The sequence below is a fragment of the Paenibacillus sp. GL_099_B genome (assembly GCF_057835695.1).
Map to the genome: position 1 here is coordinate 3,882,594 of NZ_CM174430.1, position 19,736 is coordinate 3,902,329.

Annotated in this window: 14 protein-coding genes and 1 pseudogene; 2 read left to right on the top strand and 13 right to left on the bottom strand. The window is 41.8% G+C overall.

The features are described 5' to 3' along the window. Positions 1-41: 41 nt before the first annotated feature. Positions 42-2,030: a Na+/H+ antiporter gene (locus AC3ITG_RS17590; protein ID WP_413025430.1), complete on the bottom strand. Its 1,989-nt coding sequence runs from the start codon at positions 2,028-2,030 to the stop codon at positions 42-44. Between the two features lie 278 nt (positions 2,031-2,308). Beyond that, positions 2,309-2,797 (bottom strand): annotated as a pseudogene (gene bglS, locus AC3ITG_RS17595) (beta-glucanase); the annotation flags it as partial. A 108-nt stretch (positions 2,798-2,905) separates the two neighbouring features. On the opposite strand from bglS, the gene AC3ITG_RS17600 reads away from it, so the two are divergent. Beyond that, positions 2,906-4,012, top strand: coding sequence for an FAD-dependent monooxygenase (locus AC3ITG_RS17600; protein ID WP_489250832.1), 1,107 nt, complete (start codon positions 2,906-2,908; stop codon positions 4,010-4,012). Positions 4,013-4,200: 188 nt separating this feature from the next. On the opposite strand, the gene AC3ITG_RS17605 is transcribed toward AC3ITG_RS17600, so the two are convergent. The 7 genes from AC3ITG_RS17605 to AC3ITG_RS17635 all read right to left on the bottom strand — a co-directional run bounded on the left by AC3ITG_RS17605 (position 4,201) and on the right by AC3ITG_RS17635 (position 12,287). Beyond that, positions 4,201-4,689 (bottom strand): NUDIX hydrolase, encoded by a 489-nt coding sequence (locus tag AC3ITG_RS17605; protein ID WP_489250833.1) that lies wholly within the window; start codon positions 4,687-4,689, stop codon positions 4,201-4,203. Positions 4,690-4,818: 129 nt separating this feature from the next. Then, complete coding sequence (locus AC3ITG_RS17610) at positions 4,819-6,000, bottom strand: NupC/NupG family nucleoside CNT transporter (RefSeq protein ID WP_489250834.1); 1,182 nt, start codon at positions 5,998-6,000, stop codon at positions 4,819-4,821. Positions 6,001-6,015: 15 nt separating this feature from the next. After that, positions 6,016-7,320: a purine/pyrimidine permease gene (locus tag AC3ITG_RS17615; RefSeq protein WP_489250835.1), complete on the bottom strand. Its 1,305-nt coding sequence runs from the start codon at positions 7,318-7,320 to the stop codon at positions 6,016-6,018. 45 nt (positions 7,321-7,365) lie between these two features. Continuing rightward, positions 7,366-8,073, bottom strand: a complete 708-nt coding sequence (deoD, locus tag AC3ITG_RS17620) for a purine-nucleoside phosphorylase (protein ID WP_489250836.1) — start codon at positions 8,071-8,073, stop codon at positions 7,366-7,368. A 159-nt stretch (positions 8,074-8,232) separates the two neighbouring features. Then, positions 8,233-9,669 (bottom strand): AcpB/EbpR/MafR family transcriptional regulator, encoded by a 1,437-nt coding sequence (locus AC3ITG_RS17625; RefSeq protein WP_489250837.1) that lies wholly within the window; start codon positions 9,667-9,669, stop codon positions 8,233-8,235. Positions 9,670-10,234: 565 nt separating this feature from the next. Beyond that, the gene (locus AC3ITG_RS17630) at positions 10,235-10,864 is read right to left on the bottom strand and encodes a DapH/DapD/GlmU-related protein (RefSeq protein ID WP_489250838.1); all 630 of its coding nucleotides are present in this window, start codon (positions 10,862-10,864) and stop codon (positions 10,235-10,237) included. A 67-nt stretch (positions 10,865-10,931) separates the two neighbouring features. Further along, a complete protein-coding gene (locus AC3ITG_RS17635; RefSeq protein ID WP_489250839.1) occupies positions 10,932-12,287 on the bottom strand; it encodes an MATE family efflux transporter in 1,356 nt (451 codons plus the stop codon). Positions 12,288-12,444: 157 nt separating this feature from the next. Between AC3ITG_RS17635 and AC3ITG_RS17640 the strand changes: the two genes are divergently transcribed. Next, positions 12,445-13,344 (top strand): AraC family transcriptional regulator, encoded by a 900-nt coding sequence (locus AC3ITG_RS17640; RefSeq protein ID WP_489250840.1) that lies wholly within the window; start codon positions 12,445-12,447, stop codon positions 13,342-13,344. A 6-nt stretch (positions 13,345-13,350) separates the two neighbouring features. Here AC3ITG_RS17640 and AC3ITG_RS17645 read toward each other — a convergent pair whose 3' ends face one another. The 4 genes from AC3ITG_RS17645 to AC3ITG_RS17660 form a co-directional block, all read right to left on the bottom strand. Further along, entirely contained in the window at positions 13,351-15,135 is a 1,785-nt protein-coding gene (locus AC3ITG_RS17645; protein ID WP_489250841.1) for a sensor histidine kinase, read from the bottom strand. Further along, on the bottom strand, positions 15,128-16,765 hold the full coding sequence (locus AC3ITG_RS17650; RefSeq protein WP_163756972.1) for a response regulator transcription factor: 1,638 nt from the start codon (positions 16,763-16,765) through the stop codon (positions 15,128-15,130). Before AC3ITG_RS17650 ends, AC3ITG_RS17645 begins: the two co-directional genes overlap by 8 nt. Positions 16,766-16,784: 19 nt before the next feature. Beyond that, a complete protein-coding gene (locus tag AC3ITG_RS17655; RefSeq protein WP_489250842.1) occupies positions 16,785-18,326 on the bottom strand; it encodes an extracellular solute-binding protein in 1,542 nt (513 codons plus the stop codon). Between the two features lie 234 nt (positions 18,327-18,560). Further along, positions 18,561-19,721: a Gfo/Idh/MocA family protein gene (locus AC3ITG_RS17660; RefSeq protein ID WP_489250843.1), complete on the bottom strand. Its 1,161-nt coding sequence runs from the start codon at positions 19,719-19,721 to the stop codon at positions 18,561-18,563. Positions 19,722-19,736: the final 15 nt, after the last annotated feature.

Sequence of the window (19,736 nt, forward strand, 5' to 3'; positions counted from 1 at the left end):
ATTTCCCCTAGGTTTTTGACAAAAACATCGATCGGTACCTCTTAGCTTGTCTCTTCTCGCAAATCATGCTCCATGAATAGAATATCTCGTTTCATTTCCTTCACGCCTTGTCTTGAAATCCTTCCTGTCTCGAACATGGACTGGATGTTGTCTCTCTCCAGCTGAATTCCGACTCGGGCCAGCTCCTGCATCGATATACCAAACTCTTTTCGGGTGCCGGTGTCCTTTTCATTTCTGGTCAGACCCAACAGCATTCGTTCATACTGCAGAATTAGCGAGCTGACCATCTCCATATCCTGCTCGCCTTCTGCGAGTAGAACATTTAGCTGCTTAATGACATAAGCAATATTTTGAATTCTGAGACTATTCAATTCAGCCCGTCTTTCTCGGAAGCTTAACCGGACTTGCTGCAGCATCCCGAACACTTCGTCCCAATGCTTAACGGGGAAAAACTCTTTTTTATAACGGGCATCTCTTGTGTGCATAAACAACAGTTTGTTAATTCGGTTAAGATAACGGTACGCTGTGTATGGATTCACTTCTTTCTTTTCAAGCGCATGCAGCGTATTCTCTCTTTCCCATTTCAATACGGACAAACCCAAGGATCGCTGTGCCTTATCCTTCTTCTCATCTTTCTTGAGTGTTCGTATTCTGGAAGTATACGTATTGATGATTTGGGCGGTCGCAAGACGATTCTGGTCCGTGGTCAGTTCATTTAATCCGGTAACCACATTCCTCAGAATCTCAATTTTTGCCTGAATTTCGTCCTCTTCCTGTTCCGTTTGTGTTTCTTTACCCAATAAAAGCGGCAACAGATAGTTGGATGCCAGAAGAGTCCACAAGATAACTCCAGCCGCGAGGAAAATGATCAGATCTCTGGCTGGAAATGCAGTGCCATCATTAAGTAAAAACGGCAGTGACAAGGTACTCGCAAGTGTAATCGTTCCCCGAACTCCCGAAAGACTGAGGATAAGCGCCTTCTTCAACCTCAGCGCCCAAGGATCACGCGGTTTGGTCCCTTCGGAAATATCCATCAGCATGGCCCAGATGAGACGCAGTCCGAGTACAGCCAAAGTCAATAATAGTGTGTACATAATGATTTTAAAATTACCTATTTCGGGGTTACTCCAAATTGTCTGGATAATCTCAGGAAGCTGTGTTCCAAGCAAGAGGAAAACGAGTCCGTTTAATACAAAGATAATAACTGACCAGGTGCTTTTGGATACAACACTTAACTTGGCTACCTCAGGGTTCATTTTCTTGTAACCGAAAGAATGGGCAATTCCTGCTGCGACAACGGCCAGGATACCATTGACCCCCAATTCCTCTGCAGCCATGAAAATTAAAAATGGAGTCAGAATCTCAATCAGCATGTGAAGCGTGACATTCTCCATTCCCAGTTTGCGCAACCACTTCACCACACCATATTTTACTAAGGTGAGCAGCAGACCCAACACCACACCACCAAGTGAAATCGCAATAAAGCTGATACTGGCCGTTTTGAAAGAGAATACACCTGTGACCATTGCGGCTACGGCAAACTGAAAGGAGACCAGCCCTGATGCGTCGTTTATTAAAGACTCTCCCTCAAGAATTTGCATTGTCTGATGGGGGATCTTCACTTTCTGCTCCAGTGCGCCTACGGCCACAGCATCGGTAGGCGCCAGTGCTGCTGCCAATGCGAAGGCTGCCGCCAGCGGAATGACCGGAAGTAACCAATTCAGGAAATATCCCATCACAGCTACCGTTACAAAGACCAATCCTAGCGCTAGCAAAAGGATCGGTTTCTTTAGCTTCCACAGCGCTTCTTTATCCGCATGCCTACCATCATTGAACAGCAACGGGGCAATGAATAGAAGTAAAAACAGCTCCGGATTTAATTTCAGTTCATAGTGCAAGGGCAGCAAAGTAATCAACATCCCCAGCACGATTTGAATAATAGGCACGGAGATCGAAGGTATAAACCGGTTTACTAAATTGGATAAAGAGACCGCCACCAGCATCAATAAAATAAATTCAAACAATTCCAAACGAATCTTACCTCCATATTTATCTGTAATAAGCAGCTTTTCGTAAAACAGGTTTCGGTTACTAACAACAATTTATCTTATTGTAAATTGCATTTATGAACTGTATATGAATCGCTTGCCCCTAGGCTGCCCAGAGCACTCTTCCACAATCCCCCCAGCTATTTTTATCGGAATTGCCGATAATTTCATTAACATCTTCTACTCGAAATTTCTTTTCAGGAGGTACCTCGTGCTCTTGAAAAAACAAAAGCAGCCGCTGAGCGGCTGCTTCTGCATAACTAATTACTCGTATATTTAACCCAATCGTATTCAGCGTACAATGGATTGGCACCGTTATAAGCACCTAACCAACTATCAACCCCGGTCCCATTCCATATGTTCATCATAATTTTACCGGGAGTTATGGGGATATTGCTGGTTGCGGTATGCTTCAATACGCCATCAACATACCACTTGATATACCCTGGTTGCCAGTCGAAAGCATAGGTATGGAACCCCTGTGATGCATCAAAGCCAAGGTTAATAACCTTCTCATGACCACCGACCCCATTCGTAAAATAATTAAACTGTACTTTGGTCGTGTCTTTTCCTAAGAATTCAATATCAATCTCATCCCATTGCGTGCCATGAGCAGGTCCTGTGTAGGTGAAAAAGGAGGATACGATGCCTGTATTTTTGGCAGGCTTCATGCTGACTTCATACAACCCATATCCGTAATTATTAGTGGAGCGATACTCCCCACAATCAAACTTGGCTTTTCTTGAGGAAAATATCAACCCCTGGCTCTGCACGAGCCGTTCATATTCAGTTCACAAAGCTATTTTATTCTATACAACATCATTAGAAATAATATTGATCACGGGAGGAACGAGAATATGAAAAAAAATATTCTAGTTAGTGGGGCGAGTTTCGCCGGAATTTCAACAGCCTACTGGATGAAGAAGTTTGGCTACAACGTGACCGTTGTTGAGATTGCTGAAGGTCTTAAAAAAGGCGGCACACCTGTAAATATCCGCGAAAATACCGCCGACATCGCGAAACGTATGGGGCTTCTAGACCAAATCCAGTCGAATAAAATAGACATGGAATTAATGGAATTCAAAAATTCCGATGATGTCACTGAAAGAGTCGAAATCCGTGAGCAGCTTGCAGAAGATGAATATGAAATTGAGCGAAATGTATTGCTGGATATCATGTTCGAGGCTGTCCAAGATGACGTTGAGTTTATTTTCGGGGATAGCATTACGTCTTTGAAGGAAGAAGCTAATGGCGTTGAGGTAGCTTTCAAAGGAGGACAAAAACGCTCTTATGACCTGGTGTTCGGCTGTGATGGTATTCATTCGGTCGTCAGAAAATTATGGTTCGGCGAGGAAGCGGAATTTTCGCATTTTCTTCAAACGTATTTCTCTATCACGATCGTGGATAAGTTGTTGATCCGGGAGAATACGACACAGATGTACAACGAGCTGGGCAAGGCGGTCATGCTAAACTCTTATAACAATAAAACCGATATCGTGCTCTGCTTTTCTTCGGAGAAGGAGCTCCCCTACGACTACCGAAACGAGGAACAGCAGCGGGATATCATTTTGAATCAATTTTCCGGACTAGGCTGGCGAACGCCAGAATTGCTGGAAGAAGTGAAGAACTCAATAACTTTTTACTTTGACAAACTGTGCCAAATGAAAATGCCCTCGTGGACAAAAGGCAGGGTAGCGCTGGTCGGTGATGCTGGATACTGCGCCTCTCCGGCTGCTGGCATGGGTGGATCACTCGCAATCGATGGGGCGGCAGCCTTGGCCGATGCTTTCCATAAAAACCATGGGAACTATGAACTTGCGTTCCAAGAATATAATCAGAGTTTCCGTCCTTTCATCGAGGAAGTGCAAGCAAACGCGGAATTGATGGTAGATTTTCTTGTCCCACGAACTGAAGAAGACATTCGCGAAAGGATTTCGCAAACAGCATCTATCAAGGACATCTAGGGACCGCTCTGTAGGATATTGAGAGGATATCATTTGATGGTATTTTTTCAGTGTGTATTTGTTGAGATTAATAATTAGATCAAGTTCTTGTCCTCAGTTTGGTGCAAGAACTTGGTCCTTCAATTAAAAAAGCCGCTATTATAGCGACTTGGGTTGGTAGTATGTTCTTGTTTGATCCTTCGTACACTTTAAACACGCCTTTGAAGCTTGATATCACATTCTGACATAGTCCCAGTGACGTATTCCATATAATTCACAGAGCCATTAAAGTTCAAATAAGCTTCATAACGCATGCGGATGGCGGGTAATGTAATCAAATCTAGAACATTCCCCTTGGGAACCCACCTACATTCGCTTGTTTCATCAGAAGTCGCTAACTCTCCACCTACAGCTTTGCAAACGAAATCAAACATGACCTTCGTGGGAACATCGGTCACACCGTCATACCACTTATGGATCGCTGTATTCGAAACAACATTAATTAAATGGTTAACCTCGGCATCTATTCCACTTTCCTCTTTAATTTCACGAATCACGCCATCAATCAGATTTTCTCCCACTTCAGTTATACCACCAGGATACACCCAACCATCGTCATGGGCTTTTACTAATAGGATATTTCCATTTCCATCTTCTACAATTCCACCTGATGAGACAATATGTGTCGGAAACGCCATTTCACGACCTCCAGATTCGGTAAAGTTGTATATTTATTCCACACGACTCCTGAATTGTCCTGCTTTTGTGAAATATGCTTGAAAAGCCCCATTTCGAGTTCAATTGTATTCAAAAGAGAAATGATTTAACTAAAATATAATTCCGATAATTATGGCGGATAAAACGCTTACAAGTGTGGCGCCATATAACAGCTTCAATCCAAAGCGAGCAACAATATTCCCTTGTTTTTCATTCAGCCCTTTTACTGCACCCACGATTGTACCAATGGACCCAAAGTTAGCAAATGAGATTAGAAAAACGGAAACAATGGCTGTAGTACGCCCACTTAAACCGTCTTGAATCTTAACAAAGTCAAGCATGGCAACAAATTCATTCGCAACCAGCTTCGTGGCCATGATACTCCCCGCATGAACAGCCTCATGCCATGGCACTCCGATCATAAAGGCAATTGGTGCAAAAACATACCCTAGCACTCCTTGAAACGAGATACCAAATATACCACTGAAGACTCCGTTAATTAAAGCAATGATTCCAACAAAACCAACTAACATTACTCCTACTACAATGGCTACTTTAAAGCCATCCATAATATATTCGCCCAGCATTTCAAAAAACGTTTGTTTGCCCTCTTCCTGAACTTCAACAATATCTTCTTCAGCTGTAACTTCATACGGATTAATGATGGATGCAATGATAAAGCCGCCAAATAGGTTTAATATTAATGCAGCTACTACATATCTAGGTTCCAGCATCGTCATATATGAACCAACAATGGACATGGATACCGTTGACATTGCAGATGCACATAATGTATACAAGCGATGTTTTGGTAATAATCCAAGCTGATTTTTCACAGAAATAAATACTTCATTTTGTCCTACAATTGCGGCTGCAACCGCATTATAAGATTCCAATTTTCCCATGCCATTTACTTTACTTAGCACCAGACCAATATACTTGATAATGAACGGCAGTATTTTGTAATGTTGCAGGATTCCTATTAATGCTGACATGAAAACAATTGGCATCAACACAAACAGGAAAAAAGTATGAGCTCCTTCATTGGCAATCCCACCAAAAACAAAGTTCGTTCCTTCATTGGCATATCCAAGTAATTTTGAAAAACTATCGGCAAACCCTTTAATTAAGAATTCCCCTATACTCGTTTTTATTATAATTAATCCCAAACCTATCTGAATAACAATCATTACTATGATTGGACGATATTTAATTTTCCGCTTATTATTACTCGCAAGCCAGGCCAGTAATAGAACAATAACCAGACCGACAACTGAAATTAGATAATGCATGTTTAACCCTCCAAATTATCGATACATTTTTTTGGAATCCTCATATCGATTTGCATGTTTCCACATTAATGCTTGTTCCAAAATAATCGCCAATAGACTTCCGCAAATTAACCCATTATTTAAAATAGCTATTACAATCGGAGATAAATGGCTCATAGCGGATGTAGGGATAAACATTAAACCCACACCAACTAAAAGAGAAACTCCACTAACAACAAATGTTCGTTCTTCATGAAGAACCTTTTTCAATTCCTTCAGGGATAATCCAACCATCTTCACAAAGATGACAAATGTAACGGCATAGCCTATGGGCGCTGGAATACCGGATATTACGTTCATTATTGGCGGAAACAAGGATACAGAGATTACTAAGATGCATCCAATTAAAAACGATTTCCGTTCCCTCATCCCTGTTTGTTCAACATACCCCGCTGCTCCCGAAATAGGCACTGAGCCAATCGCTCCGAAACTGCCACCAATAAAATGGGTAATGCCAGAAGTAAATCCAGCACGTAAATAACGGTTATGGTCCAATTTCTTTTGTTTCATAACGGTCTCCATCAACCGAATAGACGCAAGCGCATTGGTTATTAACAATAGTGTTAATAGAAAGGCAGTTGTGACTGTCCCGCTATCAAATCTTGGACTTCCAAAAGGAAATATTTTTGGCAGTTTAAATAGCGTATCCGCCGGTGAAATCACCGGCATCTTGTCGCATATGATAAACAATAAGCAGCCTATCGATATACTGATTATTACTGAAAATTGGCGCAGCAAAACAAAGCGACTGTTCCCTAACCCAAAGGTAATGCAAATCACAATCACACTCAGCAAGAACACTTTAACATCTAACAAGGTGTGGCTTGAAGTGATCCCCATCATACCTTTCATAAAAGAACCGCTTAATTGAAAGATCAATAAGAGCAAATATATAAAAGTGACCGTTGGCGTAAATAGACGAGCGATTTTATCCATTAGCTTAAATGCTGAGATTAGGATAAATAAAACTCCACTACAGATCATTCCCCCACTTAAAGCTTGCAGGGCAGCAATATTCGAAGAATACAATACCCCCACTAAACTCGCGTAAATGGTGAAAATGCTCCACCATAACCCTGCTGGACCTTCATGAATAGGGAATTTATGGCCGATGACACCTTGTAAAAATCCAGCTATTCCTAAAGTAATCAGTGTGCTCTGGATGAGTCCAGACGTCTCCACAGGTGTTAGGTTATATAAATCTGCGATAGCAATTGGCGCAGCGATTGCACCTGCAATCATAAACATCATCCACTGCAACCCAGACAGTATTCCCTTCATTTCTTGCTCACTCTCTTTTCTTGCAACATTACTCTTATCGATAGATTAGCTCTCAATGGCTGTGTTAAGAGCGATTTCGACCATTTCATAAAATGATTGTTCACTTTCTTGATGAGTTAAGTGCTCCTGTGTTAACAGTTGACTGCCTACTGTCAAAATGGATAGCGCTTTCACACCATATTTAGCGGCTAATGTATATAGGGCTGTGCTTTCCATTTCTACCCCTAATACACCAAAATCCATAAACTTGTGAAGTCGATCTAAGCTCTCACGATAGAATTCATCCGAGTTATAGATGTTGCCAACAAAGACACTTACTTGTTTAGCTTGTGCTTGTTGATACGCTTTCATTAACAATGAGAAATCTGCTGTAGGTGCATAATTGCAGCCATGGAAGATCTTATCCGTCATATTACTATCTGAAGACACGGATTGGGCTATTACAATATCGCGGATATTAATTTCTTTCTGCATCGCGCCACATGTACCAATGCGAATCAATTTCTTCACTTCATAATCGACGATCAATTCCGTTGCATAGATACTCATCGATGGATTTCCCATCCCTGTCCCCTGAACCGATACCGGTATCCCCTTGTATAATCCGGTGTACCCATACATGCCTCTTACTTCGCTATAACAATTGGCCTCATCTAAAAAGTGTTCTGCTACAAATTTTGCACGCAAAGGATCTCCTGGAAGCAAAACGATGTCCGCTATTTCTCCTTTTTTCGCGCCTAAATGCCTACTCATATTTCTGCCTCCTACTCTCAATGTTGAACTCAGGCTTACCGAAATCTCTTCCGCTTGCCTTCAAGAAAATCTGTTCGGAAAGTACATTGAGCATAAGATTTTTCAGCATAACAAACTAGACCAAAATCTTACGGAGGGTAAGGGAAATAATTGATCAAATTATAAAAGCAATTCTTTACGAATATTGTCTAGATCTCTTTTGGACGGGATTGTAGAGATAATAACAACAGGCACGGTCTGCAATGCAACCGGGATATTACTAATGACAAAATCAATCTGATGTTGCTGCATCATTTCGTCGGAGAGACCTTTCATTATGGAAGTATTGATGATCAGCTGATCTCCAATTTCCTTCTTTATCAAATCCGCTATGTAATGACGAATTGAAAATTCTTCACCAATCACCAAGAAGGCCCTTTTCCTTTTATATCGTAAACTGGAACGAACAATTAAGGTTAGCTTGGTTAAATGAAAATTATTGTACAAAACGGCTGGATAAGCTTTACTCCACGTTTGCATGCAGGTTTGCAGTTCTTGATAAAGCTGCTGGCATTCCTTTTGAACATATGCCGTTAAATTACTTTTTGATATCATCATCCATTCAGGAATTGCATTATCGATTAATAACTTGTCAAAGAAAGCGTAAATCTCCAATACAAATCGTTCTTCCATCTCCAAATTGGGGTATACGTTTGCCAATAGTTTTAGAAGCAGATTACCCATTTGATATTCTTCTTTGTCTTTATGCAATTCGACTTCTTTCATCGGCGTAATTTCTGATCCTTCATAATAATGATATTGGCTGAGACTAACCTGGGATTGCATGAAGCAGATTTCACTATTGGGAAAATTAATGGAAAGTTTTTCTTCAAGACTCTTTGCAAGGGTCTTCACGGGCATATAAAACATCCCCTTTTCCCAGGGGTAACCACTTTCGTCGATTTTTACGCATTTCCCTTTAGTGACTCTTTCCACAACAATGGCCAACAAAAAGGATAATCTCCTTTTGGAATTGATAAAATACACAATATTTTTCTCATTCTCTGTATTTGTGATTAGCTGATTGATATATGCAAAATCGACATTCGCAAAGGGCCATCCTGTAAACTCATACGCATCACAATATAACTTCCAATAGAAATATCGGATATTCATTTCATTTCCTTTGATTGTCGGGGTTGAATATGTAATGCGTAACTTATACGCTTTTAGATCATTATTATTTAATTGTACAATCAGTTTCTTCAACGACGAGGTACTCATAAACATGACTCCGGCAAGCTCCTCCACGGACAGTCGATCCACATTCATGAACAATACATTCATCAGTCGATAAAAAATGGTTTGTCTGAACATCGTAGAAATCACTTCACTCATCGTCTCACTTCGTCCATCTCGCCGAAGAACGATTCCCTTTCCTCTAGAAACTTCTATGGTCACAGTAGGAGGTAATTGCTTGCTGATTTCCTCCACCATTTTACGTATGGTTTTATCTGAGATACCTAAACTTTTTTCAACTTCGGCTAAGGTAAACCATCTTTGTTCCGTATCCAGCAGCGTTAATAGTTGACTAGCTAATGTAAATCCCTTATCCATGTTTCCACCCTATTTCAATTTAATTTGACTGTTATATTGTTTTTTGCTAAAGAAAAGTCGATTCCCTCATAAGGAAAGAATCGGCTTTTTAATGTGTTTAAATACGATCTATGATAAACCAGTGTGAATAGCTTAAACTATCCCACCCGTTAGTTCAATCCATATACAAGCCGACCCTTTCGGCTACACCATTGATCATTTTTTCCTTTTTTATCCATAAAAAAACCCCCTCCGCTCAGCAAGATTAAGTCCATCTTAGCAGATGTCTTTTTTCTCTTGTCTACAAAAAGGGGATAACAGCAATTTATCCTATAGTTCTTATACCTTATTATTCAATTTGTGTTGTCTTCATAAAGGTTTTTTTCAAATTGTTCTTCTAGATGCTTTACGTAACTGACAACTCGTGGGGATTCCAATAAACTACCTACTACAAAATATAATCCAATCAAAATACATACTGATATAATGATTTCAACAATAAGTGGCATCATTTTCCCATATTCTCTCCTTGCCAGGTAGCGTCTAATCGGCCCAAGTTAGATTTGATTATTTGCTTGGTTATCCATTACCATTCCACTTGGTCGAAACGCATGTTTTTGTAGTAATACTCTCTGTCATGATCCGTGATATCACGTAGGACCCTGCAGGGATTTCCGACAGCGATTACATTACTAGGGATATCCTTGGTTACCACGCTTCCTGCACCGATCACACTACCCGCACCGATAGTAACTCCTGGCACAATCACAGCGCAGCTACCGATCCATGCACCATCCTCGATAACTACCGGTAGAGCGAACATTCCACCTTCTTTGCGCTTTTCTGGGTGTACTGGATGATTGGTTACAGCAATCGTGACATTTGGGCCAAACATGACATCGTTTCCAATCGTGACTTTATAGTCATCGACAACAGTTAAATTAAAGTTGATATAGACATTATTGCCTACTGTAGTGTTTGATCCATAAGACATCCGAATAGGAGGTTCCATCCAAACATTTCCACCAATACTACCGAAAAGTTGTTCCATCAGAGCCTTACGCATTTCAATATCATCGGGATGTAAGCGATTGATCTCATAACATAGTGCCTTTCCTCGTTGACGCGCCCGAGCCAGATCAGAAGCTTCCTGTGGATAATTCGCATCGTGATCCGTAAACAGTTGTCGGTTTGCCATTCGTTCTGTAATATTCATGCCTTAGTCCCCTCTGCATTTAATCTATTTATTTTAGTTGACCTTACATTCTTTGATCGCATATTTCTTAACTGGCTGGCGAAAAAGTCCTTGTAATATTATTTAGCCATTTGTATTGGCGGTAACGAATAAATGCCAATGGCAACTTAATGATCTCATCCAAACTAATAACGATATATAACACAAGGGGTGATACGTTCCATACAAAAGCACAGAAATAGCCAAGCGGCAAAATAATACCCCACATTACAATCGAATCACACCAAAAGCCAAATTTAGAGTCACCTCCTGCAGTGAATATTCCTGAGATATTGGTTGCATTAATGGATTTAGCAATACAATAAACTGCACTAATATATAACATTCCATCCAAGTAGTTTTGAGAAATGACATTTAGGTTTACTACGGAGAAAACAAGCGGTTTTATCAGGATAATTGTGCATCCTGCTATTATTCCAAATAGTAAAGCATATAGATTCATTCTGTTTCCCACCTGTTTGGCTTTCTCGATCTCCCCTTTACCTAGATATTTCCCAACCAATATAGATCCTCCACTAGCAATACCTCCACACAGGACAATGGTTAAATTCTTAACCACGGATGCAACAGAATTCGCCGCAACCATATCAGCACTTACATGTCCAATAATTGCAGCAGTCGCAGTTAGTGCCCCTCCCCAAACAATATAATTGCCTTGTACAGGCATGGTGTATTTCAGGAAATCTTTTAAGAGATTGCGTTGAATACCATCCCATATGGGAAAACGAAAGCGAATCGATCCTCTCGTCACGGAATAAATAACACAGCAGCCCAACTCAATAAACCGAGCTAAAACTGTAGCAAGAGCTACCGCCATGATTGCCATTTCAGGTCTGTCTGGGAAAAACACAAAGATGCATAACGCATTAAACAAAATGTTTAAACTTAAACATAGTGAACTAATCCAAGCACTTAGTCTTGCATTTTCCATACTTCTAATCACGCTTAGATACATTTGTGAAATGCCCATTGCAAGATAAGAAAACGAATTCATCTTTAGAAATATTGAACCATACCGAATTAATTCACTATCATTTGTAAAAAAACGCATTAACGTTTCAGGATATAAAAAAGATACTAAAAAAAACAAAATTGAGATACTAAATGAGAACAAGCAGGCAGTGCTGAGAATACGCTGTATGGTTTGTACATCTTTCTTCCCCCAATATTGTGCAGTTAAAATCCCTGCTCCCGTAGCCATTCCCATGTAAAACAATGTCAATGCAAAGGTGATTTGTCCCGCTAGCGATACGGCCGACATTGTAGATTGGCTAATCATTCCCAACATAACTACATCAGCTGATATGACTGTGGCTGAGATTAGATTTTGTAATGCAATGGGAATGACAAGCGTGATTAATTCCTTATTAAAATCTCGCGTCATAGGAGTAGTTAACTTTATAGGCTTTTTCTTTTTAACTTACATCCACTCCTCTCTGTTGCTTTCCATATTATCAAGATAGGATAAATCCATTGTCCTTTCCATAAATATTGGCTATACTTTTATCAAAATCGTATATTTATTGGAGGCACTTTGTTGGATGAAAAATTTAGAGGTATTTTCTGATTTATCGGAACGATTGAATTATAATCTACCTGACCTACCCTTGTATGTCCGGAGAGGAAGCTTGAATGAATTTGATAATTTTACAGCTGCCGCTCATTGGCATTCGGACGTAGAGTTCATTTACATTCTGGAAGGCTCCATGGAGTATTCTGTTAACGGACAGACCATTAAATTAGAGCAAGGAAATGGGATTTTTGTGAATAGCCATCGTTTACATTTTGGTTTTTCTCATACTCATTGTAATTGTTCATTTATTGTTATAGTGATCCATTCATCTCTCATCGGGGAAGGTTCGTTCATAGGAGCTTACTGGGAAGAGAAGTTTGGTCCAAACATGGATGATTTTGTATTACTAGCAGAACAGATATCCTGGCAGCACGAGATATTGTTATCCATTCAATCGATCTATGCTGAAATGCACAATAGCTTTGCTCCAAATCCGTTCCGCTTAACTTCACAGGCTTTATCTTTATGTGCTGGTATTGGAGATCACTTGCAACAGAAGGTGGGGGATATCCATGATGTGCAATTATGGACGAATATTCAGAAAATGACTCGATTCATTCATCAAAACTACGAGCAAAAAATAACTCTTGAAGACATTGCGTCCTCAGGAGCCGTTTGTCGAAGCCGCTGCTGCACTTTATTTAATAAATACGTGGGTCAAACTCCCAACAATTACTTAACTCGATACCGCCTTCATAAAAGTTGTGAGATGTTGAGGGAAACCAAAAGATCTGTAAGTGAAATCGCACTTGCCTGCGGCTTTCAAAGTGTGAGCTACTTCTCATCCCTTTTTCGCAAACACATAGGATTAGTTCCGCTAGCATATCGAAAAAGCGGCATAAATGGCTTAAGTAAAACGGAGAATTAAACCGATTTATGCCCCATTCTCTAATTTCTCTTTCAGAATCGGATGCCGGATTGTAATTCGGGTGCCTACGCCCTCCTTGGATTCGATTTGTAATTTATACTCTAAACCAAAATAAATCTTTAACCGCTCATTGACATTGCGCAGGCCGACACCAGATCGCCCATTCATCTTCTGATCCTCATTTTCCTCCTCCAATGCCTGTATAACTGAATCGGGTATTCCCTTCCCGTTGTCTGTAATGTCAATGACCAGATCCTGTTCTTCTATTCGTCCGGAGAGTATAACTTTGCCATGCTCGAAATTCCCACGTATGCTGTGTTGTATCGCATTCTCAACCAGAGGCTGTAGTAAAAGGCGCATGAACGTTATATTCAGCATATCCTCATCAAAAAAGTACACCACTCGCAGTGGCATCCCGATTCTGGCCTGTTCGATTTGCACGTAAGCCTTCACCTGTTCGATTTCACGACCAACTGTCGTAATATCCTTGCCCTGATTGAGACTGAGTCGTAATAAATTGCCTAATGCGGACACCATCTCACCAATATCATTTCGTCCATGATTCTCCGCTTTCCAGCGGATCGATTCCAGCGTGTTGTACAGAAAATGCGGATTGATTTGATGACTGAGCACTTGAAATTCAAGTTCTTTTTTGCTCCGTTCGGCTCGGGTGGATTGTGCAATCAAATCCTCGATTTTACGTACGATGCTGCCGAATCCACGAAACAGCCACCCTATCTCGTCCTTGCGTTCTTGATGCGGGATGTACATTCCAAAATCGCCTTCTTCAAGCTTTCTCATCAGACGTACCAATCGAAGGACAGGCTGCGTGAAATTTCGGGTAAGATAAATAACGACGCCAATGGATACAAGTAAATAAACAATAATAATGACAAGGAGCAGCCGATTCATCTCCATAACGGGCTCCACTAGAGCATCCATCGGAGTCAGACTGATAATCGTCCAGGGGAGGCTGTCCATCCGGACGAAAGTGATCAAATGCTCTTGATCATAAATCGACAATTTCTCCACGCCTTCGTTATACAGATTGCGCTTGGCCAGCAGTTGTGGAGAAGGTAAAACATCACCTGTCCATTCGTTCCCGGCCGAATCAAAAAGAATGGCCCCTTTTTCATCAATGATCAGAAATTTTTGCCTTTGCAGTCGTTTGGTAGGTGAAAAGAATCGGCTTAGGTGATTGTCAGCCAGATCCGTTATCACAATGCCGCGGGGCGTCCTGCTATGCAGACTTGTGAACGTCTTGATATAAGACAACAGCGGACCTCGATTCGGACCATCACTTACTGACAATTGCCAATATGGCACGTTACTGTCCGCTGCTTGCCGAAACCATTCTTCTTCACCAACCGAGGCAGATTCCTCCAAAGCTCTCATATAGGTTGGATAATCTGCTGGAATTAGTGGATATAATCGAATCTGCAGCGCATCCATCTGTTTTTTCTTTTCATATACGATACTCAGCATATCAACGGAGTTCGTCTCTTCTTCCTTTTGACTTAACGGCGGCCTCTCCAATAAATACTGCAATGTTTTGTCACCGATCAAGCTATTGATACCTTCGTTTAACTGAGCTAAATAAGTTTCCACGTTTATCTTGGCTTGCTCCAGATAACTCATCGAGAATGTAATATTGGCTTGCTGAATGCCTTCTATTGATTTGGTATGGGCATATGCAGAGAATAGGATGAAGGGGATGATCGTTATCGAGAGAAAGATCAAAATCATACGGTTACGAAAGGAAGATGCCAGGCGCAGAAAAGCATTAATCATCCGAAATCCCCCGTAATCTACGGAATTCTTTCGGTGTCACCCCGACATGCTTTTTGAACAATTTTGAAAAGTGAACCGGATCCTTATAGCCAACTTCATATGAAACATGATAAATCTTATATTTTATATCCCCCAGCAATTCTTTGGCTCGTATCATCCGGATACTTGTTAAATCCTCCAGAAAGGTATGACCCCGTTCTTTTTTGTAAAGCTTGCTGAGCCATATCGGAGTAACATGAACCATCGATGCGACGTATTGCAACGATAGATTCTCGTTGTAACGGGTTCGGATCAATTTTGCAGCTTCCTGCACAATTCTGCTGGATGAGTTATCCATTTTATGAAAATCAATTGCTAACAGATGCAAGTTTTTTTCTACATGCTTCTTTAGGGATTCCAGAGTGTCATATTGTTCCAAGCGTTCCCACAACCCAATAGGATCGCGTTCCCATGAACGGTCTGGCCAACCAGCGGATGCGGCGATTCGATAGATGCCCATTAACCACTGGAATATTTGCTGTTGAATGTCTTTCAGACTTAAGAGCTCCCAAGATTTAACCATGTCTTCGAAGCCTTTCATGGATTCAGTAATATCCTTTTCTGTACCATACCTGACCAGATCCAGCACTGCCGCCGGTTCGCTAATGGACATCTTCTCATTCTCAGTATCCATCCCATCAACGGATTCAGTGAACAACCGATTGCCCCCATAAATGACTTTCTGCCCTAACGATTCGACGCATTCAACGTACAAGGCATTAAGATGCTTTAGCTCCTTCGGGAAGGCACTTACTGCAATACTGGCCTTCACTTTTACGAATTGATTGATCCGTTGCAAGCAGATCTCAGCCACTGATTTGCATAACTCCAGTATTTTGGGATCAGGACAACTAATCACAGCCACCCAACGGTCCGTGGTATCCTTGAATAATGCTGCGGGTACATTCAATTCTTCAGCCAGTGTCTGGCTGACCACATTGCCAATCCCGAAGAGTACAAGATCCTTCTCAGCCGTCAGCATTTGCATATTGACCAGCGCCTTCAGATCATCTCCTTCAACGACCATCAGCAGCAAGGGAGATTCTTTCATCCAGTCCAAATGCAAGGACTTCAGCCGATGAGTGATGCGGGTTTCTCGATACGGATTGTATTCGTTTTCTACCACTTCGCGCAGAAGTTCTTCTTGCAATATGGGAACAGCAAATTGAACCTGGTACGCAATATTCGTTTTATTTTGCTCCTCTAGCCTCTCCCGCCTGATGTGATCCGTTGCCTTGCGCACAATCCGTTCCATTTCATCCATGTTGATGGGTTTCAATATGTAGTCGATAGCACCCAGATGAATCGCCTGCTTTACCAGGGAAAAATCATCATAACCGCTAATCAAAATTGCTTTCCAATCCTTAGGTTCCCTCATCTGCAATTCACTGAGCAGTTCAAGTCCCGACATCCGGTTCATCTTGATATCCGTAATGATCAAATCGGGTTTGTACTCCTGTGCAATCTGTAGTGCTTCGTCGCCATCGGAGGCAGAACGGACTGTTCCAACCCCATATTCATGCCAAGGAAAGCGCTTACGAAGACCTTCACGAATTTCATACTCGTCATCAACAATTAACACATTAATCATGAAGTAAGCCTCCCGGAAGTTAGTCAGGGTAATTCGACGCCAGATTCAGATCGACTTGCCGCTGCACCTCGCCAATGATTTTATCAAGACCGATGTTCTGTTGTTTTATTCGGTAATCCGATACTGCCTCCTTAACATCAGATACCAATCCGAATTCAATGGACCGACCCATATCTTCATACAACTGAACCCGCTCTTCAACTTCCTTGCTGATCGCATATTCACTAAGCAGCAAGCCTTCTAACGGCGAATCCAAATTGACTGGTATTTTGGCAAACCGTGCTTCCTCTCCCCAGAAATCCCCTGGGTATGTCTCCGTGGACCTGATGAATCGCGAATTCCAAAGCGCCCATTGTCCGCCCCAGCCCATATAGTTGCTTGTCGAATCACTTAAGTTGTGCGGATAAACCACCTGTTCCCCGTCCATCTGATACGTCTTGCCTTCAATGCCGTAGATCACTAAGTCATACAGTTTTCGATCGGTCTCCATCATATCGAGAAATTGCAGCACCAATTCAGCATTCTCCGAGTTACGGTTAATGGCAACAACGTTCGAAATTGGACTGCGGTTGACTTGCTTCTTATCCGGGTACAGAAGAGACATTTGCTGACGATAGTTTGAATCAACAAAACCCTGATCAGCAGCATGTGCCCATTCATGCGAGGTAAGTGTAAATAACACTTTACCATTGCGCCATTGATCGGAACTGTCTGCTCGGTCAATCAGTGATTCTGGACTCAAAATCTTGTCCTCATACCATTTCATGCTCATCGCTGCGGCTTCCACATAGAAGGGTTGCTGCTCAATGGCCTGCACTTTATGATCAGGGTCATTCAGATTAATACCTAGTCCATGAAACCCCAAATCCAGCCACTCCTCTCGCACGAGATAGAATGGAAGTGCTGTAATACGAGTCACTTTACTATTCGGATAAGCATGCTTTAGTTCATGTAAGAGTACGTCTACATCTTGAACCGTCTGTACCGAATCCGGTTCCCGGTAAATTCCCGCTTTCTCTGCGAGATCTACACGCCATCCGGCATATGGACGCTGATTCATTTTGATAGACCATGGCAGTCCGACAATATCTCCGTTCATCGTAGTAGATCGCAGGTTACCATCCATCTGATATTTTTTATAGAGGTTTGGCGCATACTCGGGTAAAAGTTTATCCAAGGCCATATAAGAACCCCGCGAAGCCATCTCTCTGAAGGAAGAATCCGAATCAAAATTAAGGTCCCACCGATCACCGGCGGCAGCCATAACTAGAAGTTTCTCCGGATATTCAGGCCAGGAAATGAAATGAATAGAAAACTTTACATTCAGTCCTTTGTCTTTTACGTATTCGCTGACTGTCGTCCATACTTCATCGGTCGCTGCTTTTTTCTCTCCGCCAAAATAAAACTTGAGTGTCACTTCCGGCTCACTAGGATGATTAGATGATGTGAAAAAATCATTGATATCTGCCCCTGGGTTGCCCATGCATCCAGACAATGCCAAAGCCATGCATAGTAGATAGGGTACCAGCCACCTCTGGAATCTGAAAACGGAACTCTTCATTTAATCCCCTTCCATTTCTGAAATACGGACATCGCCATCCATTCAAGATTTCTATATCAAAAAAAGCATTCACCCGTGTTCACTGTTTAAATATACCCACTTCTTTTTAGTAAAACAATGGAAATTATATATCTCATCCAGTTTAAACGATGTTCTTCTTCAGCCAAAAAAAGGAGGGGTTATTCTCCCCTCCATCTGCATTTACGAACGATCAGATTTCTTTCTCCATCCATTTCATGTACCAAAACTTCCTGTTGTATCAAATAGTACCGATTCCCCTATCTTTCGTTTGGATGTCGAGATCCGCTTCTTCAACTCGGATAAATACAAATCCTCGTCAATTGGAAATTCAACGGTTTCACCAATCCAACTGGACAAATGCATGGCGTTCGACAACATTAAGCTATGGATGCCTTCCTCACCGTCCGCAATGAGCGGTGTTCCGTCCAGGATCGCGTTCGCAAATGAAGCGATGATACCCATATGCTGGCTATTATCCCCTTCCGCTGGAACGACGGATACTTCAACGGACGGCGTTGTGAAGCCTTCCTTCGATTCGAAACAATATTCACGTTCATTTTGGCTGAGCTTATGCAACGTCAGTTTACCGTGTTCACAGACGAGCTTTCCCATCTCCAGCGTAATCTCAAGACGGTTCGTTCCTGGTAGATCCGCGGTTGTGGTTACAAATACGCCAGTGGAACCGTTCGGAAATTCCAAATACGCCGTCACATCATCTTCAACCTCAATATCGTGCCACTTACCTTCATGGCAAAAAGCACGTACTTTCGAAGGCATCCCGCAGATCCATTGGAGCAAGTCGATGTTATGAGGACATTGGTTGATGAGCACACCACCGCCTTCGCCAGCCCAAGTTGCGCGCCAGCTCCCAGAATCATAATAAGCCTGAGTTCTATACCAGTCAGTAATGATCCAGTTCACCCGTTTGATGGCCCCAAGCTCGCCACCTTGCACCAACTCGCGCATTTTCCGGTACATTGGATTTGTGCGCTGATTAAACATCATACAGAATACGACGCCACTTTCCTGCGCCTTCTCGTTCATCTCTCTTACCTGTTTTGTATAGACTCCGGCCGGCTTCTCGCACAAGACGTGCAATCCTTTGCTGAAAGCTTGTATCGCAAGCCTTGGATGATCGTAGTGCGGCGTAGCGATAATAACAGCGTCGCAAAGACCGCTGTCTATCAATTCTTCCGGACTATTAAAATAGCCTAATGTCTCCGGTAAATACGTCTTGGAAGCCGTAATCCGCTTTTCATCCATGTCTGATACGGCGGTAAGCTCCACCTCCGTTACGGTGCCATTAATCAATTTTTTCGCATGGTCCGACCCCATATTTCCCATTCCGATAATACCGATACGTAATTTTTTCATGATCGATCTCCTTTT